We start from the raw sequence: 26,504 nt of genomic DNA on the forward strand, positions 1-26,504 counted from the left end.
GCGCAGATGCGCTCACGAGACATCCAGCACATCCAGGTAATCCTGCCCGTGGGTGGCGATAAAGTCTTTGCGGCCGGAGAGGTTGTCGCCCAGCAGCAGGTCGAACACACGGGCGGTCTCCTGCACGTCGGCGGCGGTGACCTTGATGAGGCGGCGGGTATCGGGGTTCATGGTGGTCATCCACATCATGTCGGGGTCGTTTTCGCCCAGGCCTTTAGAGCGCTGGATGGTGAACTTTTCCTTGCCGATCTTCTGCAGTGCATCGGTCTTTTCGCTCTCGGTATAGGCAAAGTAGGTCTTATTTTTAGTGTTTATCTCGTACAGCGGCGATTCGGCGATGAAGACATAGCCCTCGTCGATGAGGGTGGGGGTGAGCCGGTAGAGCATGGTGAGGATGAGCGTGCGGATCTGAAAGCCGTCTACATCGGCATCGGTACAGATGATGACCTTGTTCCAGCGCAGCTGGTTGATATCGAAACTCAAGAGGTCTTTGTTGGCTTTGGACTTGACCTCTACCCCACAGCCCAGCACCTTGATGATATCGTTGATGATGTCGTTTTTAAAGATCTTGTGGAACTCGGCCTTGAGGCAGTTGAGGATCTTGCCCCGCACCGGGATGATGGCCTGAAACTCGGCGTCGCGGCTGAGCTTGCAGGCGCCCAGCGCCGAGTCGCCCTCCACGATGTAGATCTCGCGGCGGGAGGTATCTTTGGTGCGGCAGTCGACGAACTTCTGTACTCGGTTGGCCATGTCCATGGTGGTGGACAGCGTTTTTTTGAGGTTTTTGCGGGTGTTCTCGGCCTTTTCGCGGCTGCGCTTGTTGATGAGCACCTGCTCGCTGATCTTGGTGGCGTCCTCGGGATTTTCGAGAAAGTAAACCTCGAGCGACTTCTTGAGGAAATCGGTCATGGCCTGGGCGATAAAGGGGTTGGTGATGGATTTTTTGGTCTGGTTCTCGTAGGAGGTCTGGGTGGAGAAAGAGGAGCTGACCAGGATGAGACAGTCCTCCACGTCCTGATAGGTGATCTTGCTCTCGCCTTTGAGGTATTTGGCGTTTTGCTTCAGGTAGGCGTCGATCTGATAGACGAAGGCGTTTTTTACCGCCCGCTCGGGCGAGCCGCCGTGCTCTAGAAAGCTGGAGTTGTGGTAGTACTCCACCTGCTGGGCGCGGTTTGAAAAGCAGCAGGACACCGACAACTTGACCTTGTAGTCTTTTTTGTCGGCCCGGTCGCGGCCGGAGGTCTCGGTCTGCCAGTACTGGGGCGCGGTGAGCGACTCTTCCCCGGCCAGCTCCTGCACGTAGTCTTTGATGCCGTTTTGATAGAAGTACTCGGTGGTCTCGAAGCCGCTGTCGCCCTGTATGCGCAGCAAAAACAGCACGCCGGGATTGACCACCGCCTGGCGCTTGATGGTCTGGTGGTAGTAGCTGTCGGGGATGTCGATATCGGTAAACACTTCCAGGTCGGGACGCCAGCGGATCTTGGTGCCGGTCTGCCGGGCGTTGGTGGCCTCTTTTTGCAGGTCGCCCACCGGCTCCCCTTTTTCAAAGTGCATCTGGTACTTGTAGCCGCCGGTGACCACGGTGGCGTCCATGTACTCGCTGGCGTACTGGGTGGCGCAGAGGCCTAAGCCGTTGAGGCCCAGCGAGTACTGGTAGCTCTCGTCGCCGTCGGCGTCGTATTTGCCGCCGGCGTACAGCTCGCAGAACACCAGTTCCCAGTTGTACTTGTCCTCTTTGGGGTTATAGTCCATGGGGATGCCGCGGCCGTGATCCTCGATCTCGATGGAGTTGTCACGGTATTTGGTGACGACGATCTTGTCGCCAAAGCCGCCGCGGGCCTCGTCGATGGAGTTGGAGAGGATCTCGAACACCGCGTGCTCACAGCCCTCCAACCCGTCTGAGCCGAAGATGACCCCCGGGCGCTTGCGCACCCGGTCGGCCCCTTTGAGGGCCGAGATGCTCTCGTTGCCGTAGGTCTTTTTGGATCTTGCCATAGATTGCTCCTCTTTGTATATACTGCATCGCTGCGAATGATCGCCTGTTTTTGGGGGCTCGGCGGCGCTGGGGAGCGCAGCCGCATACATTTAGCATTATACCCATCTTTTGCAAAAAATGCAAAACCGGGCCCCGGGCAGATGGGCCCCGGCACCAAAAAACGCCCGCATTGGCGCGAGCGCTTAAAAGGCGTGGTATTTATAGAGCGGCTATCAGGTCTGGGGCACGTCGCCGCTGTCGAGGTGGCCGCCCAGATCGCGGTCGACATCGATGCCGGTGTCGCTATCGGCGGCGCCAGCCAGCTGCGGGGCGCTGTCGGCACCCTCGAGGGTGCTCTCGCCGTCCATGAGCTTGGCGAAGGTGTCGCCGTCGACCTTTTCGTATTCCAGCAGCACGCCGGCCACCTGGTGCAGCTTATCCATATGCTGCTGGAGGATGGTCTTGGCCTGCTCGTAGGCGCGGTCGATGATGGCGCGCATCTCGGCGTCGATCTGGGTGGCTATGCCCTCGGAGTAGTTGCGGGCCTGACCCAGGTCGCGGCCCAGGAATACCTCTTCCTGGTCGGTGCCGTAGACGATGGGGCCCAGCTTCTCGCTGAAGCCGTAGCGGGTGACCATGGCCCGGGCGATACTGGTGGCGCGCTCGATATCGTTGGAGGCGCCGGTGGAGATATCGTCGAGGATGAGCTGCTCGGCCACCCGGCCGCCCAGCAGGGTGACGATGTCCTCAAACATCTGGCTGCGGGTCTTGTAGCTGCGGTCCTCTTTGGGCAGGCTCATGGTGTAGCCGCCGGCCATCCCGCGGGGAATGATAGAGATCTGGTGCACCGGGTCCTGGTACTGGCAGTAGTGGGTGACGATGGCGTGCCCAGCCTCGTGGTAGGCGGTGAGCCTGCGCTCTTTGGGCGATACCACCTTGCTCTTTTTCTCGGGGCCCGCCACCACCTTGATGGTGGCCTCTTGGATATCGTCGTCGGTTATAGCCTTTTTGTGCCGACGGGCCGCCAGCAGGGCCGCCTCGTTTAGCAGGTTGGCCAGGTCGGCGCCGGTAAAGCCGGCGGTGGTCTTGGCGATGACGCCCAGGTCTACATCGGGGCCCAGCGGCTTGCCGCGGGCGTGCACCTTGAGCACCTCTTCGCGGCCCTTGATGTCGGGGTAGCCCACATACACCTCGCGGTCGAAACGGCCGGGGCGCAGCAGCGCCGGGTCGAGTACGTCGCGGCGGTTGGTGGCGGCGATGACGATGACGCCCTCGTTGGCGCCAAAGCCGTCGAGCTCGACGAGCAGCTGGTTGAGCGTCTGCTCGCGCTCGTCGTTGCCGCCGCCCAGGCCGGCGCCGCGCTGGCGGCCGACGGCGTCGATCTCGTCGATAAAGACGATGCTGGGGGCCGCTTTTTTGGCCTGGTCGAACAGGTCGCGCACGCGGGATGCGCCCACGCCGACGAACATCTCGACAAAGTCAGAGCCGGAGATGGAGAAAAACGGCACCTTTGCCTCGCCGGCGACGGCTTTGGCCAGCAGCGTTTTACCGGTGCCCGGAGGGCCGATGAGCAGCACGCCTTTGGGGATGCGGGCGCCCAGGGCCGAGAACTGGCCCGGATTGCGCAAAAACTCCACCACTTCTTTGAGCTCTTCTTTTTCCTCGTCGGCGCCGGCCACATCTTCAAAGGTGACCTTTTGGCCGTCGGCGGGCTGTTGCTTGATCTTGGCCTTGCCGAAAGAGGACATTTTTCCGCCGCCGCTGCCGGACTGGCGCATCATGAAGATCCAGAGGAACACCATGCCGCCGATGAGCAGCAGCGAGGGCAGCATGCTCACCCACCAGGGAGCCACCACTTCGGGCTTGTAGTCGTAGGTGATGGGATTGCCAGGATTCTCCTCGTTATAGGCCAGCACCTTTTCTTCGGTGTGGTTGATGAACAGCTGCACGTTGGGGACCTTGTACTCGACTACCTGTTGCTGGCCCCGCAGTTTCATCTTCAGTTCGCCAGTGCCGAAGTCGAGCGAGTACTCCTCGACCCGGTTCTTGTCGAAGTAGCCCAGCACGTCCTGATAGGATAGAGCGTCGCTGGACTTCATATTCAGCAGGTAAAATGCGCTGCCGATGAGTACCAGCAGCAACAGCAGATAGATGCCAAGGCCCGCACCTCTGCCTCTTTTCTTATTCAAAATGGCTTCACTCCTCAAAGTCGGGCCGGCTGCTCGCCTGTCCGCTCGGTCATACGTCGGCGCGCTGTGCGCTCGGTGGGGGGATCGCCGCCGGCAGGCGGCGAGGGGAAAACTTTTATCAGGGCGCGCACAATACTGCCCACCTTATCAGGTGCGGGGCACCGATGGCGGCAGCCGGCGCGCGCTCATCAAAAAACTCGGTATGCGGTACAGCCGCAGGGCGGCTGCTTTTTATAGAGACCGGCCCCCGGCGCGCAGACGCCGAGAGCCGGTCGGCGGCGCCGGGGCCCTGCGGGGCGCGGCGCGCAAAAACTACCGGTGTTTTACTCGGCGCTCTCGTAGACTTCGGGTTTGAGTACGCCGATATAGGGCAGGTTGCGGTAGCGCTCGTCGTAATCGAGGCCGTAGCCGATGACGAATTCGTCGGGCACGGTGAAACCGATGTACTCTACCGGCACGTCTACCTGGTGGCGCTCGGGCTTATCCAGCAGGGTGCAGATGCGCACGCTGTTGGGATTTCTGGTCTCGAGCATGTCGATGATGTAGCTGAGGGTCATGCCGCTGTCGAGAATGTCCTCGACGATGAGCAGATCGCGGCCGGTGAGGTCGATCTCCAGGTCTTTGATTATCTTAACCACGCCGGAGGTTTTTACACCCGAGCCGTAGCTGGACACAGCCATAAAGTCGATGGCCAGCGGGATATCGATGGCCCGCATCAGGTCGGCCATAAAGGCGACCGAGCCCTTAAGCACGCTGACCAGCAGCAGATTTTTATCTGCATAATCTTTGGCGATCTGCGCGCCCAGTTCGGCCACTCTCTCGTGGATCTGCTCTTCGGTGAGCAGCACCTTCAGCACGTCGTTTTTCATCAGAAGTCCTCCCCATAATACACAGCTGCTATGTTTTTGGTCTTTTCGTCTACCGCCACCCGGCTGTCGATACCGATGCCCGGCAGGCAGACGACGCCCTTTTGGTCTGCCAGGAGCGGCAGGTGGCAGCGCTCGGCACTGGGCACCTTCTGCTCGTTCAGCAGTTTTTTTACAGTCTTACCCACGCCCCGCCCGGCCAGATGGATCCGGTCGCCCGGCTGCCGGCTGCGCAAGGCCAGAGCATTACATATCTTATCATAGTCCATAAAATTTATGAAGAATTTTTTGTTAATTTTCTTCTCCGCCCCATATTTTTCCTGACTTAGCACACATACCATTAGCTTTTTTTGACCGATACTATACATTTTGCCCACCGCTACCGGCTGGGCGGGGATGGGTGCAGCCGGTGCCGGCGGCCGGTACAGACACAGCTGTGTGCCCTGCAGACACAAAAAAGTATTGGCAGTGAGCTGCTGCTTTGTGCCGGCGGCGGCAGACAACAGCTTTTGGATCTCGGCTTCGCCGGCGGGCAGGTCCTGCTCTTTTAAGAAGCGGGCCGCCACTCTGGCCGCCAGGGCCGGATGGGCCGCCAGCAGGCCGGCGGCATCGAGCGACGGGCCGGCAGAGCCGCCGGCCAGCTGCCGATACAGGGCCTCGGCCTGGGCACACAGATAGTCCTGATCCTGGCCCAGGTGGCGGGCCGTTTTGACAAAGCTCTGTTCCAGCGCGCTGTTGAGCGACCGCAGTACCGGCAACACCTGCAGCCGCAGCCGGTTGCGGCTGTACACCGGCTGCAGGTTGGTGCTGTCGGTGATGTAGGGCAGCTGGCGGCGCTGGCAGTAGTCCTCTACCTGCCGGCGGCTGACCTCGATGAGCGGGCGCACCAGCCGGCCGGTATAGCCCTGCCAGCGGAAGCCGCGCACCGGCGGGATACCGCACAGACCGCCGAGGCCGGTGCCCCGGGCCAGGCGAAACAGGGCGGTCTCGAAGTTGTCGGTGGCGGTGTGGGCGGTGGCCAGCACCGCCCCGCGCTCGGCCGCCACCTGGTACAGAAAGTCGTAGCGCAGGGTGCGGGCCGCCTCTTCCAGCGACTGGCCGCTGCGGCGGCTGAGACCGGCAACGTCGGCCCGGCGGGTGACGCAGTCGACCCCGGCGGCGGCACACCACGCGGTCACGAACTGCTCGTCGCGGTCGGACTCCGGCCCCCGCAAGCAGTGGTTGAGGTGGGCGGCGGTGACCTGCAGACGGCGGGCCGGCGCCAGTTCCAGCAGCAGCTGCAGCAGGGCCATAGAATCGGCCCCGCCGGACACTGCCGCCACCACCGACGTGCCCGGCGGCAACATCTGCCAGCGGGCGGCGGTGTCGGCGGCTATCTGCTCGAGCGCGCTAGAACGGGGCATCGCGGTAGGTCTCCAGCGAGGAGAAACGGGTGTGCTCGCCATCCCAGCCCAGCTTGACAGTGTCCACCTCGCCGTGGCGGTTTTTGGCCACGATGCACTCGGCCACGTTCTGCTCCTCGCTGTCGCGGTTGTAGTAGGCGTCGCGGTAGAGGAACATGACGATGTCGGCGTCCTGCTCGATAGAGCCCGACTCGCGCAGATCCGAGAGCATTGGCCGCTTGTCCGGCCGGCTCTCGGGGCCGCGGGAGAGCTGGGACAGCGTGATGATGGGCACATCCAGCTCCTTGGCCATGATCTTTAAGTTTCTCGTCATGTCTGACACCTCGGCCACGCGGCTCTCGATACGCTTGCCGGAGGTCATCAGCTGCAGGTAGTCGATGACCACCAGGCCCAGGTTTTTGATGCGCCGCAGGCGGGCTTTCATCTCGGGGATGGTGATGGCCGACGAGTCGTCGATATAGATCTCTTTTTTAGAGAGCCGCTCGGCGGTGGTGACCAGGCTTGCCCACTCCTGCGGGGTGAGATCGCCGGTGCGGAAGGCGGCCGATGAGACCGAGGCCTCGCTGGACAGCACGCGGGAGACCAGCTGCTCTTTAGACATCTCGAGTGAGAAGATACACACCGCCTTGTCGCTGCGGTTGGCCACGTTGGTGGCCAGGTTGAGGGCAAAGGCGGTCTTACCCATGGCCGGGCGGGCGGCCAGCAAGATGAGGTCGGACTTGTTGAGGCCGTAGATCAGGTGGTCTACCCCGCTAAAGCCGGTGGACAGGCCGGTGAACTCCTGCTTGTCGGAGCCGGAGATCTGCTGCAGGCTATCGAAGGTATCGATGATGATTTTGTCGATGCGCTGAGGGCCCTGTACGCTGCGCCCCTGGCGGATGTCGAAGATCTTCTGCTCGGCGGCATCCAGCAGCATAGCCGGGTCGTGGCCGCCGCTGGTGGTATCGTCGATGATCTCGCGTGCGGTGCTGAGCAGGTTGCGCAGCATGAATTTTTCCTCGATGATCGAGGCGTAGGTATCCATGTTCGAGAGCGACGGCACCGTTTGGGCGATGGTGGTCAGGTAGACCTTGGCCTGCTCTTTGCTCTCGAAGATATTTTGGCTGCACACCTCATCGAGAAGGGTGACGAAATCGATGGGTTCACCGGTGGTGAACATGCGCACTACACAGCGGTAGATCTCCTGATGTTGGGGGTTATAAAACTGCTCGGGCCGCAGCCGGTCGATGACCCCGTTTAGACAGTTGGGGTCGAGCAGTATGCCGCCCAGTACCGACTGCTCGGCCTCCAGGCTGTAGGGCAGACCCAGCCCGTAGGCATCGGTCCCGTAGTTTTCCATCTCCTCACCTCCGTTGTGGCCGCTCCGGCCCCTACACAGCTACAGACCGGGCAATGCCCAGTCTGCTCGCTCGCCGTTTTTACAGCTCAGTCACCTGTACGCTCATTTTGGCCTCTACCGAGTGGGTAAAACGCACTACTGCGCTGTAGCTGCCAAAGGCCTTGATGGCGGTATCCAGCTTGATCTTGCGCTTGTCGACAGACACCCCGAACTGGGTGTTTATCTCGGCGGCGATCTCTTTGCCGGTGACCGAGCCGAAAAGCTTGCCCTCTTTGCCGGCCTTGGCCTTGACCACCACCGTTTTGCCGTCGATCTTCTGAGCCATAGCCCGGTTCTCGGCGATCTCCTCCTGCACGTGGTGCTCCTGAGCGGCCTGCTTGTTCTTCAGGTCGTTGAGGGCAGCGGCATCGGCCTCTATCGCCAGTTTTTTGGGAAAGAGGAAATTGCGGGCGTACCCGTCGGACACCTTTACCAGCTCGCCGGCTTTGCCGGTCCCTTTAACGTCTGCCTTTAAAATCACCTGCATCTGCGTAACGCTCCTATCCTGCCGCCAGCAGCGGCAATATTATACAAATGGTAATATTTTGTTTATATATTGCGTTTAGTTGGGTATCTAGTCGGCAATATGGTTATTTTTGTAGTACATGTCGATGGACTGCTTGAGCATATCCACCGCCGCCTCGAGACTGGTCTCGCGCAGTTGGGCGCCGGCCATAGTGTGGTGGCCGCCGCCGCCCAGGCTCTCTAAGATCACCTGCACGTTGAGCTGGCCCATGGAGCGCGCCGAGATATTTACCTGACTGCCCTGGGAAAACAGCACGAACGACGCCTTTACATCGCTGATCTCCAGCAGTTCGTCGGCGGCCTGGGCGGCCACCACCCGCATATCGTCCACATCCTCCTGCGCCACAGCGATGGCACACTGATGATAGATCTTGGCGCTGGTGACGATGGCAGTGCGGCTGCGAAACGCCTCCATCGAGGAGGAGAAGAGCCGTTTGACCTCGACTGTATCGGCCCCCAGCGAGCGCAGGTAGGCCGCTGCCTCGAAGGTCTTGACACCGGTCTTGACGGCGAAATTCTTGGTGTCGAGCACGATGCCAGACAGCAGCGCCTCGGCAAAAACCTGCTCGATGCGGTCGTCCTCGTTGAGGTAGCCCAGCAATTCGGAGACCATCTCGCTGGTGGAGGAGGCATAGGGCTCGTGGTAAAAGAGCACCGCCCCCTGTATGTAGTCCACCCGCTTGCGGTGGTGGTCGATGACCACCACCGCCCCGGCACGGTCCACCAGCTGCGGGCGGTCCACCATGTTCTGGGCGTGGGTGTCCATAACGATGACCAAAGTGTTTTTGTCCACCGTCTCCTGGGCGCTGTCGGCGTCGATAAAGATATCGCCCTGATCGGCCTCCTGAATGCGGGCCACCAGTGGCTGGGAGAGGGTGGTGTCGTAGTCGATAACGGCAAAGGCGTGGCAGCCCAGCATGCGCAGGGCCCGGCACAGCCCCACCGAGGAGCCGACGCTGTCGAGGTCGGAGAACTTGTGGCCCATGATGAAGATCTGCTCGCTGCCCTGACACAGCTCTTTGAGAGCCGAGGCGATGATGCGGGCGCGTACCTTGGTGCGCTTTTCGACCCCTTTTGAGACGCCGCCGAAAAAGTCGTAGCCGTTGATGGTCTTGACCGCCGCCTGGTCGCCGCCGCGGCCCAGCGCCATGTCCAGCGAGTGGCTGGAATTCTTCATGTTCTCGCTGAGCGTGTCGGGCAGCATGCCCACGCCGATAGACAGAGTGATGGGGATCTTGCCGTCGACCAGTATTTTGCGGATGCGGTCGAGCACGGCAAAGCGCTCGTCGATGAACTTGCGCATGTGGCGGTACTCCACCACCGCGTAGAACTTGCGGTTGGAGACCTTGATGAGGATACCGGTGGTCTGCCCGATGTAGTTTTCCAAGCACCGCTCCACCTCGCCGGTGATACGGGCCTTTTCGCTGTCTTTATAGGACTGCAGCACATCGTCGTAGTTGTCGACCAGCAGGGTGAGCACCGCTGGGCGCGACAGGCCAAACTCGATAGAGTCCTGCTTGAGCTTGGTGATCTCGACCAGGTAGAGCAGCAGCACGTGCTCTTCCTCACTGCCGGCCTCGGCCAAAAAGGCGGTGAAATAGCGGCCCTGCAGGTTCACTTCGCTGCCTACCGGGGTGCGGGCCTTTTCCATGTTGAGACCCTGCACCAGCCGGGTGGCGTCCTCGCCGTAGAGCTGGCCCTTTTTGGGAAACAGCTGAGCAAACAGATCGTTGTACCACAGCACCTCGCCGCCGGGCTCGGTGATGGCCACCGGCAACGGGGTGTTGCTGATGGCCGGCCGCTTGCCGCTGTCGAGCCCGCCCACCGCTGCATCGATGACGGCAAAGGTCTTTTTGCGCAGTTTGGCGATAGACCACAGCGTGTAGCCCAGCGCCGCCAGCGAGACCGCCACCGCCACCGCCAAAAAGGCGGGGTGGATAAAGCCCGCCATGATACAAAAGGCGGTGCAGAAGATGATCAGGCCGTATAAAATAGGTGAAAAGCTGCTAAAATATCGCTTCATAGTACCGTTTTCCTTGCCGGGACACGCCCCGGGCAAAAGCCCCCTCTTTATCTGAGTGGGCGGCCGCGCAGGCCGCTATAGACCGGGTATCTTACACTTCCATGATGATGGGCAGGATCATGGGGCTGCGCTTAGTCTTTTGCCAGAGGAAGATGGACAGCGCCTCCCGGATCGAGAGTTTGATCTCGGCCCAGTCGCGGTGTTCCTCGGCCAGGCATTTTTGCAGCGTTTTGTTGATGACTGCTTTGGCGTCGCGCATCAGCTGCTCGGATTCCCGCACGTACACAAAACCGCGGGAGACGATATCCGGCCCGGCCAGCACTTCGCCGGTGTGGGAGTCCATGGTGATGACGATGGTCATCAGCCCGTCTTGCGACAGGCGGCGGCGGTCGCGCAGCACCATGCTGCCCACGTCGCCGACGCCCAGGCCGTCGACCATCACCTTGCCGGCGGTGACCACCTCATCCTGCTTGACGCCGCGCTCGCTCAGCTCGACTACATGGCCGTTTTCGCCCATGATGATATGGTCGTTTTTAATGCCCATACTGCGGCCCAGACCGGCATTTTTCACCAGGTGCTTGTACTCGCCGTGGACCGGGAAGAAGTACTTGGGCTTGGTCAGCGCCAGCATGGTCTTGAGCTCGCCCTGACAGGCGTGACCGGAGACGTGCACGGCGTACATGTCTTCGTAGATGACCTCGGCCCCCAGTTTGAGCAGTTCGTTGATGACTCTGCCCACATGCTTTTCGTTGCCGGGGATGGGGCGGGCGGAGATGATGATAAAGTCTTGCGCGGTGACCGATATCTGCCGGTGGGTGCCGTTGGCCATCCGCGATAGAGCGGCCATGGGCTCGCCCTGACTGCCGGTGGTGATGATGACCAGTTTTTCCGGCGGGTATTTGCCGGCGTCGGCCAGCTCGATCATCTGGTTTTTACCCACCTTCAGGTAGCCCAGTTCAATGGCTTTAGCGGTGACGTTTTCCATGCTGCGGCCGCTGACGACTACCTTGCGGCGGTGCTTTTTGGCGTAGTCGATGATCTGCTGTACACGGTGGATGTTGGAGGCGAAGCTGGCGATGATGATGCGCTTGCCGTCAGCCTTTTGAAACAGCGTCTCGAAAGCCTGGCCCACACTGCGCTCCGACGGGGTCATGCCCGGGCGCTCGGCGTTGGTGGAGTCCATGAGCAGAGCCAGCACGCCTTCGCGCCCCAGCTCGGCAAAGCGGGGCAGATCGATCATCTGTCCGTCGACCGGGTCGTAGTCGATCTTAAAGTCGCCGGTGTGCACCAGCGTGCCCGCCGGGGTGTGGATGGCCAGCGCCACCGCATCGGGGATGGAGTGGTTGACGCGGATAAATTCCACCTTGATCTTGCCGAAAGTGACCACGTCGCCGGGGGCCACCTTGTGCAGCTTGCTCTTTTCGAGCAGGCGGTGCTCCTCTAACTTGCCCTCGACCAGGCCCAGCGTCAGCGGCGTGCCGTACAGCGGCAGGTTGAGCTGGCGCAAAAAGTAGGGCAGTGCGCCGATATGGTCCTCGTGGCCGTGGGTGAGCACGATGCCGCGCAGCCGCTTTTTATTTTCCATGGCATAGGCGAAGTCGGGGATCACCACGTCGACGCCCAGCATGTCGTTATCGGGGAAAGTCATGCCGCAATCGATCACCACGATGTCTTCGCCGTACTCGATCAGGGTCATATTTTTGCCCACCTCGTGCAGGCCGCCCAGGGGGACGATGCGGATGGGCAGTACCTTTTGGCCGCCTTTTCCGCGGCGGCTCTGGAAACGGAACTTCTTTTTGTTGGCGCCATCGGCCGACTGCTTAGCAGTGGGCTGGGTGGGCTGAGTAGGCTGGGTGGACTGAGCCGGTTGCTCTTTTACTGCGGCGGGGGCCGCTGCTTTGGCCGCAGCCTGCTGGGCGGCAGTCGGTTTTTTGGGGGCGGGCCGGCGGCGGCGCGGCGCCCCTTTACCGGCCCCCGGTCTGGCGCCGGACTGAGCTGTTCTCTGCTGGGGGGCTCTTACGGTCCCTTGCGGTTTTTGATTGTCGCTGTTGGTTGGCATAATTTCCTCCATAAATGAGCTGCCCACTGCCCTGACTGGGCATTTTGCGGCAACTCGGACCAAGCCCATGACCGCGCAACGTGGCAGCGGCGGGCCGTATAATAATTTTCTATTTCCGTATCCGATAAGTGCACATTGCGTGCTGAATGCTGAGAAATCCGTACAACAATAGATAATACAATACTAAACGTTTCTGCAGGCAATGTCAACTCTGTGACCAGGAGGGCCACCTTCCGCTGGCAGTATGCCCGGCACCGCGGCGGCTCTATGCGCGCGGCGGCCATTTTGTGCACCGGTACTTGTGAGTGGGGAGATTTTCCTCTATACTGATAGGCGGTGTGACATTGGCGCACACCGCCTGCTAGCGAGAACATGCACGCTGTGCGCTGTACTGTTGCGCAGCTGTAGATATATAGATAGGAGCACACCCATGGCTGAGACAAAAAAAACTGTGCAGATATTTACCGACGGCGCCTGCAGCGGCAACCCCGGTCCGGGCGGCTGGGGGGCCATATTGCGCTACGGCGAGACTACCAGAGAGCTGGCCGGCGGCGAGCAACACACCACCAACAACCGCATGGAGCTGACAGCGGTCATCTCGGCGCTCTCGGCGCTGAAGGAGCCCTGCCGGGTGGAACTGTACAGCGACTCGAAGTATTTTATCGACGGGGTGCAAAAGGGCTGGGCCGTCTCTTGGAAGAAGCGCGGCTGGAAAAAAGGCGACGGCAAGCCGGCCCTGAACCCCGATCTGTGGCAGCAGATACTGGACCTGATGGAGCGCCACCAGGTGCAGCTGCACTGGGTCAAGGGCCACGCCGGGCACCCGGAGAACGAGCGCTGCGACCAGCTTGCCGTAGAACAATCCAAAAAATATATCGGCTAAAAATTCGAATGTTTTTAAGGGCGATCAGGGCAGCGCACAGCGAGAGCACCTGCGCGCCCCCCTTTTTTGCAGTGGATCGATGCGGTATTGCGGTGACCGGCAGAAGCGACGCCACCGCTGAGCACCCCCCTATTTTGTGCTGTGCTGCCGGACTTTGCTAAGCGCTGCCCCGCGTGGGCAAAGTAGCCTGCATATCGCCCTGTGCGGCCGCACATGCTGTAGGGGGCTCACCCGCTATACGCGGCCACAACTGCCCCAGCTACCGGTTCGGGACAGAAGATGGCCGAAAAAATTTCCCATAAGAACTTGTAATTCCTACTATTTTAGTGTATATTAGTGTTGCAGCCGATAACAAGGCTGCCCAGACACGATTTTTATGATACGGCGCTGCCGGTAAACGGCAGCTAAAATTGCAGAAAGCGAAGTGAAGTCGTATGAAAAAATTTATATACGCTGACAACGCCGCCACCACCCCGGTGAGTCAGCCGGTGCTGGAGGCGATGCTCCCCTATTTAGAAGGGGAATACGGCAACCCCTCCAGCATTTATGAGAAGGGGCGGCGGGCGCTGGCGGCCATCGAGGAGGCCCGCCGGCAGGTAGCTGACGCGCTGCACTGCAAGCCGCGCGAGATCTACTTTACCGGCTGCGGCTCGGAGGCCGACAACTGGGCCATCAAAGGCGCGGCTATGGCCCTTTATAAAAAGGGCAAAAAGCACGTGATCACCACTGTATTTGAGCACCACGCCGTGCTGCATACCACCCAGAAACTTGAAAAACTGGGGATGGAGGTCACCTACCTGCCGGTGGATGAAAACGGCCTGCTCACCGCCGAGGACGTAAAAGCCGCCATTCGCCCCGACACGGCGCTGGTATCGATCATGTACGCCAACAACGAGATCGGTACCGTACTGCCCATTGCCGAGATCGGCGCTGTGTGCCGCCAGGCTGGGGTGCTGTTTCACACCGACGCGGTGCAGGCGGTGGGCAATGTGGAGATAGATGTGCAGGCACAGAACATCGACATGCTGTCGCTTTCGGCCCACAAATTCCACGGTCCTAAAGGGGTGGGTGCACTGTACATCCGCAGCGGTGTGCGCATCGAAAACTTTTTAGACGGCGGCGGCCAGGAGGGCGGCCACCGGGCCGGCACCGAAAACGTGGCCTCGATCGTGGGGATGGGCCGGGCCATCGAGCTGGCCTGCGCGCCGGGCGCGATTGCCAAAAAGCGCGACCATTTGGTACCGCTGCGCGATAAGATCATCGCCGAGACCCTAAAGCTGCCCCACACCCGTCTCAACGGCCACCCCACCCAGCGGCTGCCGGGCACCATCAACATCTCGTTTGAGGGCGTTGAGGGCGAGAGCCTGCTGCTGATGTTGGACCTGGCGGGCATCGCCGCCTCCTCCGGCTCGGCCTGCACCTCCGGCTCGCTGGACCCCAGCCATGTGCTCTTGTCGCTGGGTCTCAGCCACGATGTGGCCCACGGCTCGCTGCGGCTGTCGCTGGCCGAGGACATCACCGCGGAGGATGCCGACTATATCATCTCCTCCATCCCCCCGGTCATCGAGCGGTTGCGCGCCATGAGCCCGCTGTGGGAGAAGATCGTAAAAGAGGAACAGGCCGGTGCCTAAAAGGTTTTATGCGCGGCCTGCAAAGATCTGCATATTTGATATTTTGAAAGGTGGTTTTTAACCATGCTCTATTCGGATAAAGTACTCGACCACTTCTCGAACCCCCGCAACGTGGGTGAACTGGAAAACGCCGACGGTGTGGGCGAAGTGGGCAACGCCAAATGCGGCGACATCATGAAGATGTATTTAAAGATCGATGACGGCATCATCAGCGACGTAAAGTTTAAGACTTTCGGTTGCGGGGCGGCTATTGCCACCAGCTCTATCGCCACCGAGATGATCAAGGGCAAGTCGATCGACGACGCGCTGCAGCTGTCGAACAAGGCGGTCATCGAGGCGCTGGACGGTCTGCCCCCGGCCAAGATCCACTGCTCGGTACTGGCCGAGCAGGCGGTAAAGGCGGCGCTGGCCGACTATTACCGCAAGCAGGGTGTAGACCCCACCCCCATCGTGGGCGCGATCGAGGATTGCGATGCCTGCCACTGACCAGAATACCGACCGGACAGAGCGCGTGCTGGTAGCCATGAGCGGAGGAGTGGACTCCTCCGCTTGTGTCTATCTGCTGCAAAAGGCGGGATACCAGGTGGGCGGCGTGGTGTTTCGCATGTCGCCGGAGCACGATCAGGCGGTGGCCGACGCCCGCCAGGTAGCCGAATTTTTTGGTGTGCCTATTGAAGTGCTGGACCTGCAGGACGTTTTTGAAAAAGAGGTCATCGACTACTTTTGCCAGAGCTATTTAGCCGGCGAGACCCCCAACCCCTGCGTGCGCTGTAACCCCACCGTGAAATTTAAATACCTCTACCAGCTGATGCTCGATAGGGACTATGACTACATCGCCACCGGCCACTATGCAGATATTCGGCGGCAAAATGGCCGCTGGTATTTTGCCCAGGCCGACAGCCTGCAGCGGGACCAGTCGTACATGCTGTACCGGTTGGGGCAGGATATCCTGTCGCACCTGTTGTTGCCGCTGGCCCATTACCAGAAAAGTGAGATCCGCCAGCTGGTAAAAGAGGCCGGGCTGCCCAGCTTTTCTAAGCCCGACAGCCAGGAGAACTGTTTTATCAGCGACAACGACTACGCCGGCTATATCACCCGTCGGTGCGGTCCGGGCAAAAGCGGCTACTTTTTTGGTCCGGACGGCAGCCCGGTAGCTCCCCACCAAGGTATTTTGCACTATACGGTAGGCCAGCGCAAAGGCCTGGGTATTGCGCTGGGGCGACCGGTATTCGTGCGCCGTATCGACCCGGTTGACGGCGGGGTGTACCTGTGTGAGAGTGGCGAGGAATTTGACCGGCAGGTCGCGCTGCGGGACGTGTGCTGTGCCGATGAGCAAGATCTGGCCGACGGCACCCGCTGTCAGGTGAAGATCCGCTCGGTGGCCCGCCCCTGCCCCTGTACCATACAAAATGAAGATGGGCAGATCGCGGTGTTATTTGACACACCGCAGCGGGCACCGGCGCCCGGGCAGTCGGCCGTGCTGTACCGGGATGGGCTGGTGATCGGGGGGGGCATCATTGTCGCGCAGAAACACTCCGATCAGCTGGTAAATAGCTAGTCTGTTCCACTGGCCGAGCAGCACGACAATGCGGAAGTTCGCCTGTCGGGGCACCGCCCCTCCTGCCGCCAGCGCGGCACCTGCAAACTTCCAGGCCGAGGGCTGCTCTCCTGGCTGTACAGGTCGCGCAGAAACATTCTGATCAGCTGGTTACAAATTTGGCTCGTAATACGGGGCACGTCCCTATATGTCTCCAAATTTCGTGTTCCATTTTCTGTTAGGTGGCATGCGCAAAGCTCTTGAATCAGGAACAGGTAATCCACGACAGGCACGGTGTACAAGTGGTAAGAACAACGCAGCTACGGGTGCTATTTACGCCGGCCACGGCGCACGGGACTGGGTTCTTTTGCATTTCTTTTGTTTGACCGGCTATGCTGAATCGGACCTGCTCATCTGCTATTCGGGCGGCAGAAGTTGTGCTATACTCTATACTGGTGATAAGATGTGTTTGCGGCGGGCGGGCACCAGTTGCTGCCAGATATTTTTTTAACTGTCAGCTGTTTTATAGCCCATTAGTATAGCCCGCTTTTAACCGGGAGGACTGTGTATGAACCTGCAGATGAATATGAACAACGACAATCAGAATAAGCCCTCTGTCAAAAAGGTACTGATCATGACACTGGTCATCGTCGCCTTTTTTGTAATATTGGGCTTTGTGGGCACCAAATTGCAGTAGCTATTTGCCCGTTGCTATGAAATGCGCTATAAAAAGGAGCACGCTGCCGCGTGCTCCTTTTTTGTGTGTGCAACTGATTCGGTCACAGAAGTTCTTTTAGCGCCTTATATTTTTTGACCAGTCGATCGTCGACATCTTTCAGATCGCTCTTAAAGTTGATGTAGTTACCCGAGACATCGATCACGCAGCTGTACATGTCCTGATATGTCTCGTACAGCTCCTTCGCCGCCTGTTTTATATCCTGTAATTCGCTGTTGTCTTCCACCGGCAGTTTCAGCAGCTTTTTGTACTGCTGCTCCCGCTTTGTCGCGTCATTTTGCAGCTGTGATATAGTGGCGCTCTGTTCTGTTTGGGCGGCGAGAACAGCGTCATCGACATCGCCCATATAGTGGCCGTTATAATACCTGGTACCCGAGACATAGGTACCCCAATAATCCAGCAGTGCATTGCCCACATCCTCCATCTGCGTACCGGTGAGCAACATGTCGTCACAGAAGGTTTTTGCATCTTGGCGGTAGGTAGCGATCGCCTCTTCCCGCTTTTTCTCCTGGATATTCTGGTAGATAAAATAGCCGGCGATACTGCCTACGATCAGCACCGCGGCCGCCACGATCAGGCAGATGAGTCCCACTTTTTTCTTGGGGCGCACTGCTACCGCGCTGGCAGCTTCCGGCGGGGCATACGGCACCGCCAATATATCTGCCGGTTCTCTGCCGGGCTCGGCGCGGTCCTGCACGATATTTCCGCTCGTATCTGCCGACATATCCGCCGCTGGCGGCACATCGGGCAAAGAGGCATCCGAGTTTCCCTCCCCGGACGTTTCGCCTCCCTGTGCCTGTACATCCACTAATGCACCATTTTCATTAGTGGCCGGGTGGTGGTTCATGCAGCCGCCGTGCTGCTGCCAGCACGGTGTGTGGTAGCACGCTCCACACACCGTACAGGTGATCTTTTCCTGACCCTCCTTAACCGGCTGTTTACAGTATGGGCATATGCGCAAATCTGCAGTATCCATTTGGCTTCTCCTCATCTTGTGCACACTTTTTCTTTTGATGCGATTTTCTGCAGTAAAAAAAGAGAAGTTGTATAAATTCGACAAACATCTCTGTTTGCACCAAACGCCGACGCCCCGCTCTCGGCGTTTTGCTCAGTTGAGGACAAGCCAGCCCCGGCCGCCCGGCCAGGCAGATGGTTACGATTACAGGTAGAAGCCCCCCCCGGGGCTGAGCACCTGGCCGGTGACGAAAGACGCCTCGTCGCTGCACAAAAACAGGATGCAGTTGGCCACATCCTGCGGGGTGCCCAACCGGCAGAGCGGGGTCTCATCAGCCAGCTCTTGCAGGTCCTGCGGTGACAGATTGCCGTTCATCTCGGTATCGATGACGCCGGGCGCCACGCAGTTTACCTGGATACCGCTGGGGCCCAGCTCTTTCGCCAGCGACTTGGTGAGCCCAATGAGCGCCGCTTTGGTGGTGGCGTACACCACTTCGCAAGAGGCGCCGGCCAGCCCCCACACCGAGGAGAGGTTGACGATCTTGCCCCACTGCCTGCCGATCATGTGGGGGAGCGCCCGTTGACAGCAAAACACCGCCCCGTCTAGATTGACCCCCATCATACGCCGGTAATCGCCCTCTGATACCTGCTGAAACAGTTCTTGACGGGCAACGGCGGCATTGTTTACCAGCACATCTACCGGTCCCAGTTCTTTTTCGACCGCTGCAAACAGCGTCTGCACCTGTTTTTTATCGGCTACATCGGCGCCAAAGCAGGCGGCGGTGCCGCCGATGGCCTCGATCTGTTGTTTTACCTGTTGCGCCCGGTCGGGCGACTGGCAGTAGTTGATAGCCACCCGATAGCCCTTTTTGCCAAACAGCAGGGCCGTGGCCGCCCCGATGCCCCGCGACCCACCGGTAACTAGTACGGTCTTATCCATCTATCTATTTCCTCCTGACGACCACGCCGCCGGCACTTTTGGCCGCGGCATTCTGTTTTTACAGGTGCCGCATCACACAAAAAAGGCGGCGGGGCCAGCTAGGGCCCTGCCGCTATTTTAACACAGGTACAGCTATTTAAAAAGGCAGCTGCCCCCGCTCATCTCTGCCGCAACAGGTCCTCCAGCCGCTGCCGGGCCTCTTGTGGAGCGCGCGCGAGCAGCGGCGTCGAACCAAAATCCTCGATGGCGATAGAGGCTGTAGCCGTGCCCATCAGCGCGGCGGTGCACATATCTTTCCCCTGGGCCAGACCCGCACAGAGCCCGCCGCCAAAAGCGTCGCCGGCGCCGGTGGTATCGACCACGCGCGCCTGCCGATAGCTGGGCAGATAGGTACAGCTATCTGTCTGGCGGCTGTACACCAGACACCCGCTGCCCCCCAACTTGATGACCACCCAATTGGGCCCCAGGGCGGCAAACTCTCTGGCTGCCTGCTCAAACGGCACATCGCCGCGCAGGCGCCGCACCTCTACCTCGCTGGGCAAAAACACCGCCGTGTAGCGCAGCGTCTCCTCCACCAGCTGGGGCTTTTCGGTGCAGTGCACCTCGTAGGGGTCAAACACCACTGTTTTGCCCTGCTCGGAAAAGTGGCGGGCCAGCTCCAGCTGGCTCTCGATGGGCATGGCCGCCACAAAGCAGATATCGGCGCTCTCGTAGTGGGGCGGGATATCGGCGACCGACGGCGAAAGATACTCGATGAGACCAGGCACCCGGCCCTCGAAATCGCGCCGGCCGTCGGGGTGGTAGATCACCCAGTTGCGCACCCCCGGCCCGGGATAATACGGCATGCCCGAGATATCCAGCCCTGCATCTTGGCAGCGCACCAGATTTTCTTGCGGGAAATCCTCCCCCAAGCGGGAGAGCATCCCCACCCGCACGCCCCACAGCCGGGCGGCCAGAGCGGCGTACAGCACGTCGCCGCCGGTGGCCCCCAAATGCTTGGTGCCGTCGGCCATGACCATGTCGTCGATAGTGATGTTGCCCGCGATCACCAGGTCGGTCTTGTTCACTCGCTGTCCTCCTCCCGGCCGAACTGCCGGCCGCTGTTTTGCTGCCTGTATACCTGCAGGCGCTGTGTGGCCTGTGGGCTGCCGGTGCGCAGCAGCCCGCCGTAGCTGTAATCCTCCACGGCAAACGAGGCGGTGACCGTGGCCTGACATGCGGCGGCCAGCACATCGCCGCCGGTGGCGGCATAGCCGGCCAAAAAGCCGCCGCCAAACGAGTCGCCGGCACCGGTGGCATCGACTGCGCGGGTATTATAGCAGGGCAGCGACACAAAGCTGTCGTCTTGCCGACGGTACACCAGGCACCCCTCCTGCCCCAGCTTGATGACCACGTATCGGGGGCCGTACCGGGCAAACTGACGGGCGGCCCGATGCAGCTGCCCGTGACCCAATATCTCCTCGACCTCCTGCAAGCTGGGCAAAAACACATCTACGTACTGCAGCGCTGTGAGCAGCCGCTGCCGCTCGTGCTCCTGCTCTACCTCTGGCGGGTCTAGCAGCACCGGCACCCCGCGGCCGGCAAAATCGGCAGCCAGCTGGTACTGGTTCTCGGCGCGCATAGCGCAGAGCAGCACTGCCTGCACCGAGGGCCGCCTGTAGCTTTGCGGAATATCGGCCGGCAGCGGCGAGTAGCTCTCCATCCCGCCCACGACCAGGTTGCGCTGTATGCTGGTGCGGCGTCCGTCGGACTCGTAGATCTGCCAGATCCGCATGGTCTGCCGGTCAAAGGGGGCCATCCCATCGGTACAGATCCCCATGCCGGCGATCTTTTGGATGTTTTGCGGGGGGTACCCCGGCGTTTTGCGCGTGAGGATCGCGACCCCGTCGCTCCACAGCGAGGCGGCCATGCTGGCGTACAGCGCATTGCCGCCCGGCAGGCCCATGCGCGTGCGGCCGTCTGGCAGCACGATATCGTCGATGGTCATATTGCCGGTGACGATGAGTTTGACCGGTGTGCCCAATTTCTCCACATCCTCCCAGTTTTTATGGCCGTACAGCGGACCGAGCAGCACCTGGGGCCCTGCGCCCGACAGGGGCACTTTGGCAACACCACCGACCTTTTGCTGCACAGCTGCACAGTAGTTTGTTTTATCTTACCACCTGTACAGTCTATTTTCTATGAGCGGGACAGAGAATTCCACCGCTTATTTTTGGCGTATTGCCCGGTCATAAAACCCGGTATTATCAGGGTAAGCGGCATACGGACCCGCAGCGCCGATATAAAAGCCAAAAGGCCCGGCGGCAGAGCGCACCGGGCCTTTTATATAAGAGCGCTGCAGGACCATCCGTTTGACAGCTGCGGTTACTGCGCCAGTAGCCGCTCGGCCAAAGGGAGGATATCCAGCGGAGTGCGGGCCGTGGGGACGGGGCGGTCGACCGTGCCGAAGCCGTAGGCGGCGTGGATAAACGGCAGCCCGGCGAAAAGGGCAGCGTCCAGATCACTCTGGGTATCGCCCGCATATATGGCGCTGTCTATGTGGTGGCGCGCACACAGGGCGGTGATGTTCTCGCCTTTGGGGCGGCCGGTCTCGCCGGCGCACAAAAAGCCGTCGACCAGCGGCTGCAGCGCCCGGTAATACTGTAAAAATGCCTCGATATAACCGGTCTCGCAGTTGCTGACGATGTACACCCCACCAAGCTGCGCCAGCTGTACAAACAGTTCCTGTACCCCCGAGTACAATTTGCCCCCGTGGCGCAGCAGCTGGGCGTTCTCCTCGGCGCAGCACAGCTGTATCACCTCGACTGCACGCGAGAGCGGCAGCTGTGGCAGCAGGCAGGCGGCGATCTCGGCCGTGGTTTTACCCATCAGGCCGGCCATAGTCTGTACGGTCATCTCAAAGCCGGGCAGATCGCTGCACTTGGCAAAGGTCTGGTTCCAGGCGCGGGTGGTCTCGGCGGTGGAGTCCCACAGTGTCCCATCCAGATCGAAGAGTACTGCTTTTTTAGCCATCGTATCCTCCTTTTTCGCGCCGGTCAAAAGCCGGGCAGAGCGTTTTTCTGTGTGCAGTGTAGCACATTTTATGAAAAAGCACAAAGGCAGCCGACTGACTGCGGGCTGCCTTTCGTGCAGAATAGTTGCAAAAAGAGAAGGGAGAGCTGTTTGCTAAGGTTTGACCGACTCGCGGATGGAGATGAACTGTTCCTGTTGCATGCCGTAGGCGGTATCCATGGTGATCTCTCCCGCGGCGATCTGGCCCTCGAGCTCGTCGATGTACGCCTGGGTCTCCTGGGGGACGTTTTGCCGGTAGAAATCGTTTTTGACGATGACGGTGACCCCCTCTTTTACGCCCCAGCGCTTGAGCGTGCCGTACTGGGCCTTACCCTCAGCGGTCTCTTTTAAAATGTTGAAGATAGCGATGTCGTTGCGCTTGAGCATGGAGGTGAGGATGACATCGGCCACCTTTTGGTTAGACTCGGCGAAGTACTCCCGCTGGTCGGCGTCGACGCCGATTGCCCAGATGCCGGTCTTTTCGGCGCAGGCCTCAAACAGCCCCAGCCCGGCGGCACCCGCCACCTGGTGCAGCACATCGGCCCCCTGAGTCATCTGCACCTGGGTGAGCTCTTTGGCCTTGGGCGAGTTGACAAAGTCGCCGATGTAGGCGGTGGCCACTTTGACATTGGCATCGGCGTGCTGAGCGCCCTCGACATAGCCCAGCAAAAAGTCGTTGATGACGACCACCTCGGCCCCGCCGACAAAGCCGATCACACCGGTCTGCGACATTTTGGCCGCCAGTGCACCAGCCAGGTAGTCGCCCTGATTTTGCATGTAGTTGATGGCGAAATAGTTGGGCATCTTCACCTGGTAGGTGGGGTCGATATCAAAGCCCACAAATTTGGTGTCGGGGAACTCCTCGTAATGCTTTTCCAATATTTCGGTGAACTCACCGCCCTCAAAAGCCACGATATCGTACTTTTCCGCCACATCGACCAGGGCCGGCTCCATCTTCGATTTTTCGGCCCCGTACTCCACCACCTTGATATCCATGCCCAGCTCTGTCTCGGCTTTTTTAAAGCCCTCCCAGGCGATGTCATTAAAAGATTTATCGCCCAAGTTGGCACAGATAAAGGCAGCGCTCATCTTCTCGTCTTTTTTGCCGGTCTTTTCTTTTTCTCCACAACCGGTCAGGGTGCCGCCAGCCGCCACTGCCAGTGCCAATACTGCCGCAAGAACTCTTTTCATGGGGAAAGCTCCTCTCTGTTTAAGGCCTATTCGAGCAGTTGTGACGATATCCGCACGGGAGCTCGTCGATACTCCTCGAAAAACGTATTTTTATAGATTAAATATACTATATGTATAACATAAACATCCAAGAATACCTACCGACACCGCTATTTTTACCTATCGGGCGTCAGTCTTTTTCCAGTTCGCACAGCCCCGTCAGGCAGCACTTGCATGTGACATGTAAGACGGTGCCCCGCCGATCAGCTACTCCAGCCCACCCCGCAGCAGCCGGGATAGCTGCCGGCAGCTGTCGGCAGCTATGGGGGAAAAATCGTCGTCGGGGTCTTCTTTTAAGCAGCCGCCCACAATAAAGCCCTGGGCCAGCTGGCGCATTTCGGCGGCGTTTTGCCCATTGACCCCGCCGCCGATGAGCAGCGGCACACCCAGATGACAGTGCCGCACCTCCTGCAGGATCTGGCTGGTCTCGGCGGTCGACTTGCCGGTCAGGATCAGTCCGTCGGCCATACAGCTCTTTACGGCGAAGGTGGCCATCTCGCCAAAATCGCGCGCCCCCAAAGGGGTCCCCTCCCGGTCGAAGATATCGGCCAGGATATCGACCTGTTCGGCCCCCAGCTCCCGCCGGCTGCGGATGGTCTCATAGTAGCAGCCCTGCAGCAGACCGGTCATTTTTACCATAGCGCCCACATAGGTCTTGATGCGCACATAGTCGGCGCCCACCGCTTTGGCCACGGCGATCGGAGCGGCGCCATCGTGATCGAGCAGTGTGATGCCCAGCGGGATATCCAACACCTTTTTCACTTCTCGCCCCACGATGGACATATAGGCCACCGTCTGCGGCGGCGCCTGCAGATGGGTGGGCTCGTCGCCCACGTTTTGCAGCAGCACCGAAGAGATACCGGCAAGCTGCATGCGCCGGGCCCCCTCTACGGCGTAGTCGATCACCCGCTCCAGCGGCCAGCGGTCGCGCCGCAGGCTGGTGGGGAACGGCGGCAGGTGCAACACACCGATGGAAAAGCCGCCTTTTTGCAACTGGGTCAGCACACTCATGGAGCCACCTCCTCAGCTTCAGGGCGAAAGGCGCTGTGGTGGATGGTGCGGTAGTGCTCCTCTTCTATCTGCTGACTGGGGAAGTCGTAGGTCTGTTTGCCGCTGGCCAGCGACAAGCTGTAGGCAAACAGCGCACACAGTAGCCCGGTGACCAGCGGCGTGTACACCTCGTCGACCCCATCCTCGGCCAGCAGGGCAAAGTCGGCCGGCAGGTCACCGGCATCACCAGTGCCCACCAGTACGCTGCCGCAGCCCAAAAAGCGCATCTCGGCCAGCAGCTCGGCCGCCCGGCTGCAGCACCGCCCAGCCGGAGCGATCACCACCACACAGTCACGCTGCTGGGTGGTGAAATACTGGATATGGGCCCATTCTTCCAGCTCCTGGGGAGTGCCGGAGATCTCGCCCCCCTCGATGAGCTTGGCAGCCCCGTAGTGGGCGATGGCCAGATTGGGCCCCGCACCGATGATGGTGAAATCTTTCAGGCCAGTATACCGCTCGGCGGCGGCCAGCGCCGGGGCGCGGCCGACCGCGAGCGCCGACCGCAAAACCGCCGGCAGCGCGGCCAGCTGCGCATGCTGAGCAGCGGCAGCATCCGGTGTGAGATAGCCGTTTGCCCGGCCGAGTGCCACCGAGCAGGCGTACAGCATGAGCAGCGAGGCCGAGAAGGAGATGGTCCCCGGTGCAAACCCGCGGGAGTCGATGTGGTAGACCACCGCCTCGCCGCAGGTCTGCGCCAACGCGCCCCGCTCTTTGCCGGTGATGGCCACCACCGTGGCCCCCGCTCTCTTGGCCATCCGCGCACACTCGACGGTGCGGGCCACCGTCCCCGAATAGGAGATGACCAGTACCAGGGCCCCAGCTGGCATATAGTCCACATCGTAGCGGCAGAACTCCAGCGCCTCGCAGGCCTGGCAGGGCAACCCGGTATTTTTCATAAAGGCGTACTGGGCGGCCTGGGCGGCGTACAGCGAGTCGCCGCACCCCACGGCGTATACTTTGGTGTAGTGCCGGCCCTCAAACAGCGGCGACCGCCGCTGCAGTTCGGCCATAAATTCTGGCAGCTTGTCGGCCACCATTTGCGGGGTGGCCTCGATCTCCTCGATCATCACCCCGATGTCATTGCGTTCGGTCATGTCTTCACGCTCCTGTCTTTTGTATCTGTCGGCGCAGGGCGGCCAGCCGCTGCGCCGCCTGTTCGCCGGTGGCCTGCAGCAGCGGCACCGAACCGAACGCCTCGATGGCGATAGAGGAGGACACGGTCCCCCGCAGCGCCGCCTCTGCAGCACTGCCTGTCTGCTGCCATCCGGCGGTAAAACCGCCGCCAAAGCTGTCGCCGGCACCGGTCACATCTACCACCTGCACCCGCTCTACACAGGGCAGATAGGTGATGCGGTCCCCGCGTTTCTGGTAGATGAGCGCGCCCCGGTCCCCCAGTTTGATGACCACCGTATGGGGGCCATAATCGGCAAAGTGCCGGGCCGCCGTTTCAAAATCAGGCGCGTTCTGGCCGGTCAGTCGGCGCACCTCTTCCTCGCTGGGCAAAAAGATATCGGTGTGGGCCAGAGCCCGGTACACCAGCTCCCGCTTGTCACTGGCATCCTGCTCGTAGGGGTCCAGCAGCACGGTGGCGCCGGCGGCCTTAAAGTTTTGGGCCAGCTCTAACTGGCTCTCGATACACATGGCCGCCAAAAACACCGCCTCTGCCCGCCGGTATTGGTCGGGCACATCGTCCCAGCCGGGAGATAATGCCGCCATGCGCCCCTCTACCCGGTCGATAAAGGTGCGGCGCCCATCGTATTCGTAGACGATCCAATTGCGGATACTGGGCCCCACACAGCGCACCATGCCTGTAATATCGAGCCCCTGGGCGGCACAGCGCTGCAAATTCTCTTCGGGAAAGTCGCTGCCGATACGCGAGAGCATCCCCACGCTGCCGCCCCACAGGCGGGCTGCCAGTGCCGCATACAGCACGTCGCCACCGGTCACTGCCATCTGGGTGCGGCCATCGGGCAATACCATATCATCGATGGTGATGTTGCCCGCCACCACGATGTCGATCTGTCCAGCCAATCAGATCCCCCCTCTTGTTGTTTGCCTCTATTCTAGCACAAAA

22 protein-coding genes and 1 pseudogene are annotated in these 26,504 nt (G+C 60.3%); 5 read left to right on the forward strand and 18 right to left on the reverse strand.

Annotated elements, in window-relative coordinates:
* Nucleotides 1-12: 12 nt before the first annotated feature.
* The 8 genes from H8K20_RS08970 to H8K20_RS09005 form a co-directional block, all read right to left on the reverse strand.
* The gene (locus H8K20_RS08970; protein WP_186488152.1) at nt 13-1,995 is read right to left on the reverse strand and encodes a DNA gyrase/topoisomerase IV subunit B; all 1,983 of its coding nucleotides are present in this window, start codon (nt 1,993-1,995) and stop codon (nt 13-15) included.
* A gap of 213 nt (nt 1,996-2,208) precedes the next feature.
* Nucleotides 2,209-4,167, reverse strand: a complete 1,959-nt coding sequence (gene ftsH, locus H8K20_RS08975; RefSeq protein ID WP_407938508.1) for an ATP-dependent zinc metalloprotease FtsH — start codon at nt 4,165-4,167, stop codon at nt 2,209-2,211.
* Between the two features lie 320 nt (nt 4,168-4,487).
* Entirely contained in the window at nt 4,488-5,033 is a 546-nt protein-coding gene (gene hpt, locus H8K20_RS08980; protein ID WP_105204953.1) for a hypoxanthine phosphoribosyltransferase, read from the reverse strand.
* Nucleotides 5,033-6,433: a tRNA lysidine(34) synthetase TilS gene (gene tilS / locus H8K20_RS08985; RefSeq protein WP_186488153.1), complete on the reverse strand. Its 1,401-nt coding sequence runs from the start codon at nt 6,431-6,433 to the stop codon at nt 5,033-5,035. The genes hpt and tilS overlap by 1 nt, the downstream gene beginning before the upstream one ends.
* Nucleotides 6,420-7,772, reverse strand: coding sequence for a replicative DNA helicase (gene dnaB / locus H8K20_RS08990; protein WP_105204955.1), 1,353 nt, complete (start codon nt 7,770-7,772; stop codon nt 6,420-6,422). Before dnaB ends, tilS begins: the two co-directional genes overlap by 14 nt.
* A 79-nt stretch (nt 7,773-7,851) precedes the next feature.
* Entirely contained in the window at nt 7,852-8,298 is a 447-nt protein-coding gene (gene rplI, locus H8K20_RS08995) for a 50S ribosomal protein L9 (RefSeq protein WP_186488154.1), read from the reverse strand.
* Nucleotides 8,299-8,385: 87 nt separating this feature from the next.
* Complete coding sequence (locus H8K20_RS09000; protein ID WP_186488155.1) at nt 8,386-10,359, reverse strand: DHH family phosphoesterase; 1,974 nt, start codon at nt 10,357-10,359, stop codon at nt 8,386-8,388.
* A gap of 91 nt (nt 10,360-10,450) precedes the next feature.
* Entirely contained in the window at nt 10,451-12,418 is a 1,968-nt protein-coding gene (locus tag H8K20_RS09005; RefSeq protein ID WP_186488156.1) for a ribonuclease J, read from the reverse strand.
* 430 nt (nt 12,419-12,848) lie between these two features.
* Between H8K20_RS09005 and rnhA the strand changes: the two genes are divergently transcribed.
* The 5 genes from rnhA (at nt 12,849) to H8K20_RS14055 (ending at nt 17,166) form a co-directional block, all read left to right on the forward strand.
* Nucleotides 12,849-13,301 carry a ribonuclease HI gene (gene rnhA / locus H8K20_RS09010; protein WP_186488157.1) on the forward strand — a complete coding sequence of 151 codons (453 nt, stop codon included), beginning with the start codon at nt 12,849-12,851 and terminating at the stop codon, nt 13,299-13,301.
* 434 nt (nt 13,302-13,735) lie between these two features.
* Nucleotides 13,736-14,932 carry a cysteine desulfurase NifS gene (gene nifS, locus H8K20_RS09015; RefSeq protein WP_186488158.1) on the forward strand — a complete coding sequence of 399 codons (1,197 nt, stop codon included), beginning with the start codon at nt 13,736-13,738 and terminating at the stop codon, nt 14,930-14,932.
* A gap of 63 nt (nt 14,933-14,995) precedes the next feature.
* Nucleotides 14,996-15,418 carry a Fe-S cluster assembly scaffold protein NifU gene (gene nifU / locus H8K20_RS09020; RefSeq protein WP_105204961.1) on the forward strand — a complete coding sequence of 141 codons (423 nt, stop codon included), beginning with the start codon at nt 14,996-14,998 and terminating at the stop codon, nt 15,416-15,418.
* Nucleotides 15,405-16,490, forward strand: a complete 1,086-nt coding sequence (mnmA, locus tag H8K20_RS09025) for a tRNA 2-thiouridine(34) synthase MnmA (protein WP_186488159.1) — start codon at nt 15,405-15,407, stop codon at nt 16,488-16,490. The genes nifU and mnmA overlap by 14 nt, the downstream gene beginning before the upstream one ends.
* A 547-nt stretch (nt 16,491-17,037) precedes the next feature.
* Nucleotides 17,038-17,166, forward strand: a complete 129-nt coding sequence (locus H8K20_RS14055; RefSeq protein WP_279287441.1) for a hypothetical protein — start codon at nt 17,038-17,040, stop codon at nt 17,164-17,166.
* 82 nt (nt 17,167-17,248) lie between these two features.
* On the opposite strand, the gene H8K20_RS09030 is transcribed toward H8K20_RS14055, so the two are convergent.
* The 10 genes and pseudogenes from H8K20_RS09030 to H8K20_RS09070 form a co-directional block, all read right to left on the reverse strand.
* The gene (locus H8K20_RS09030; protein ID WP_243206202.1) at nt 17,249-17,929 is read right to left on the reverse strand and encodes a hypothetical protein; all 681 of its coding nucleotides are present in this window, start codon (nt 17,927-17,929) and stop codon (nt 17,249-17,251) included.
* A 129-nt stretch (nt 17,930-18,058) separates the two neighbouring features.
* Nucleotides 18,059-18,196: pseudogene (locus tag H8K20_RS14320) on the reverse strand (RING finger protein); the annotation flags it as partial.
* Between the two features lie 168 nt (nt 18,197-18,364).
* Nucleotides 18,365-19,099, reverse strand: coding sequence for an elongation factor P 5-aminopentanone reductase (ymfI, locus tag H8K20_RS09035; protein ID WP_154867828.1), 735 nt, complete (start codon nt 19,097-19,099; stop codon nt 18,365-18,367).
* A gap of 158 nt (nt 19,100-19,257) precedes the next feature.
* Nucleotides 19,258-20,166, reverse strand: coding sequence for a PfkB family carbohydrate kinase (locus H8K20_RS14235; protein WP_186488161.1), 909 nt, complete (start codon nt 20,164-20,166; stop codon nt 19,258-19,260).
* Entirely contained in the window at nt 20,163-21,173 is a 1,011-nt protein-coding gene (locus tag H8K20_RS09045) for a PfkB family carbohydrate kinase (protein WP_207721480.1), read from the reverse strand. The genes H8K20_RS14235 and H8K20_RS09045 overlap by 4 nt, the downstream gene beginning before the upstream one ends.
* A gap of 290 nt (nt 21,174-21,463) precedes the next feature.
* Nucleotides 21,464-22,111, reverse strand: coding sequence for an HAD family hydrolase (locus H8K20_RS09050; protein ID WP_186488163.1), 648 nt, complete (start codon nt 22,109-22,111; stop codon nt 21,464-21,466).
* A 153-nt stretch (nt 22,112-22,264) separates the two neighbouring features.
* Nucleotides 22,265-23,341: a BMP family lipoprotein gene (locus tag H8K20_RS09055; protein WP_186488164.1), complete on the reverse strand. Its 1,077-nt coding sequence runs from the start codon at nt 23,339-23,341 to the stop codon at nt 22,265-22,267.
* Nucleotides 23,342-23,587: 246 nt separating this feature from the next.
* Nucleotides 23,588-24,391 (reverse strand): BtpA/SgcQ family protein, encoded by an 804-nt coding sequence (locus H8K20_RS09060; protein ID WP_186488165.1) that lies wholly within the window; start codon nt 24,389-24,391, stop codon nt 23,588-23,590.
* Nucleotides 24,388-25,524, reverse strand: a complete 1,137-nt coding sequence (locus H8K20_RS09065) for an SIS domain-containing protein (protein ID WP_186488166.1) — start codon at nt 25,522-25,524, stop codon at nt 24,388-24,390. Before H8K20_RS09065 ends, H8K20_RS09060 begins: the two co-directional genes overlap by 4 nt.
* A gap of 4 nt (nt 25,525-25,528) precedes the next feature.
* On the reverse strand, nt 25,529-26,461 hold the full coding sequence (locus H8K20_RS09070) for a carbohydrate kinase family protein (RefSeq protein WP_186488167.1): 933 nt from the start codon (nt 26,459-26,461) through the stop codon (nt 25,529-25,531).
* Nucleotides 26,462-26,504 lie beyond the last annotated feature (43 nt).

It is taken from the genome of Neobittarella massiliensis (ex Bilen et al. 2018), assembly GCF_014269355.1.
In the GTDB taxonomy this organism is placed as follows: Bacteria; Bacillota; Clostridia; order Oscillospirales; family Ruminococcaceae; genus Neobittarella; species Neobittarella massiliensis.

Bases quoted from the DNA above. Each gene is read 5' to 3' on its own strand.
- H8K20_RS08970 (WP_186488152.1), bottom strand. From the start codon at position 1,995: ATGGCAAGATCCAAAAAGACCTACGGCAACGAGAGCATCTCGGCCCTC.
- hpt (WP_105204953.1), bottom strand. From the start codon at position 5,033: ATGAAAAACGACGTGCTGAAGGTGCTGCTCACCGAAGAGCAGATCCAC.
- tilS (WP_186488153.1), bottom strand. From the start codon at position 6,433: ATGCCCCGTTCTAGCGCGCTCGAGCAGATAGCCGCCGACACCGCCGCC.
- dnaB (WP_105204955.1), bottom strand. From the start codon at position 7,772: ATGGAAAACTACGGGACCGATGCCTACGGGCTGGGTCTGCCCTACAGC.
- rplI (WP_186488154.1), bottom strand. From the start codon at position 8,298: ATGCAGGTGATTTTAAAGGCAGACGTTAAAGGGACCGGCAAAGCCGGC.
- H8K20_RS09000 (WP_186488155.1), bottom strand. From the start codon at position 10,359: ATGAAGCGATATTTTAGCAGCTTTTCACCTATTTTATACGGCCTGATC.
- H8K20_RS09005 (WP_186488156.1), bottom strand. From the start codon at position 12,418: ATGCCAACCAACAGCGACAATCAAAAACCGCAAGGGACCGTAAGAGCC.
- rnhA (WP_186488157.1), top strand. From the start codon at position 12,849: ATGGCTGAGACAAAAAAAACTGTGCAGATATTTACCGACGGCGCCTGC.
- nifS (WP_186488158.1), top strand. From the start codon at position 13,736: ATGAAAAAATTTATATACGCTGACAACGCCGCCACCACCCCGGTGAGT.
- nifU (WP_105204961.1), top strand. From the start codon at position 14,996: ATGCTCTATTCGGATAAAGTACTCGACCACTTCTCGAACCCCCGCAAC.
- mnmA (WP_186488159.1), top strand. From the start codon at position 15,405: ATGCCTGCCACTGACCAGAATACCGACCGGACAGAGCGCGTGCTGGTA.
- H8K20_RS14055 (WP_279287441.1), top strand. From the start codon at position 17,038: ATGAACCTGCAGATGAATATGAACAACGACAATCAGAATAAGCCCTCT.
- H8K20_RS09030 (WP_243206202.1), bottom strand. From the start codon at position 17,929: ATGTCGGCAGATACGAGCGGAAATATCGTGCAGGACCGCGCCGAGCCC.
- ymfI (WP_154867828.1), bottom strand. From the start codon at position 19,099: ATGGATAAGACCGTACTAGTTACCGGTGGGTCGCGGGGCATCGGGGCG.
- H8K20_RS09050 (WP_186488163.1), bottom strand. From the start codon at position 22,111: ATGGCTAAAAAAGCAGTACTCTTCGATCTGGATGGGACACTGTGGGAC.
- H8K20_RS09055 (WP_186488164.1), bottom strand. From the start codon at position 23,341: ATGAAAAGAGTTCTTGCGGCAGTATTGGCACTGGCAGTGGCGGCTGGC.
- H8K20_RS09060 (WP_186488165.1), bottom strand. From the start codon at position 24,391: ATGAGTGTGCTGACCCAGTTGCAAAAAGGCGGCTTTTCCATCGGTGTG.
- H8K20_RS09065 (WP_186488166.1), bottom strand. From the start codon at position 25,524: ATGACCGAACGCAATGACATCGGGGTGATGATCGAGGAGATCGAGGCC.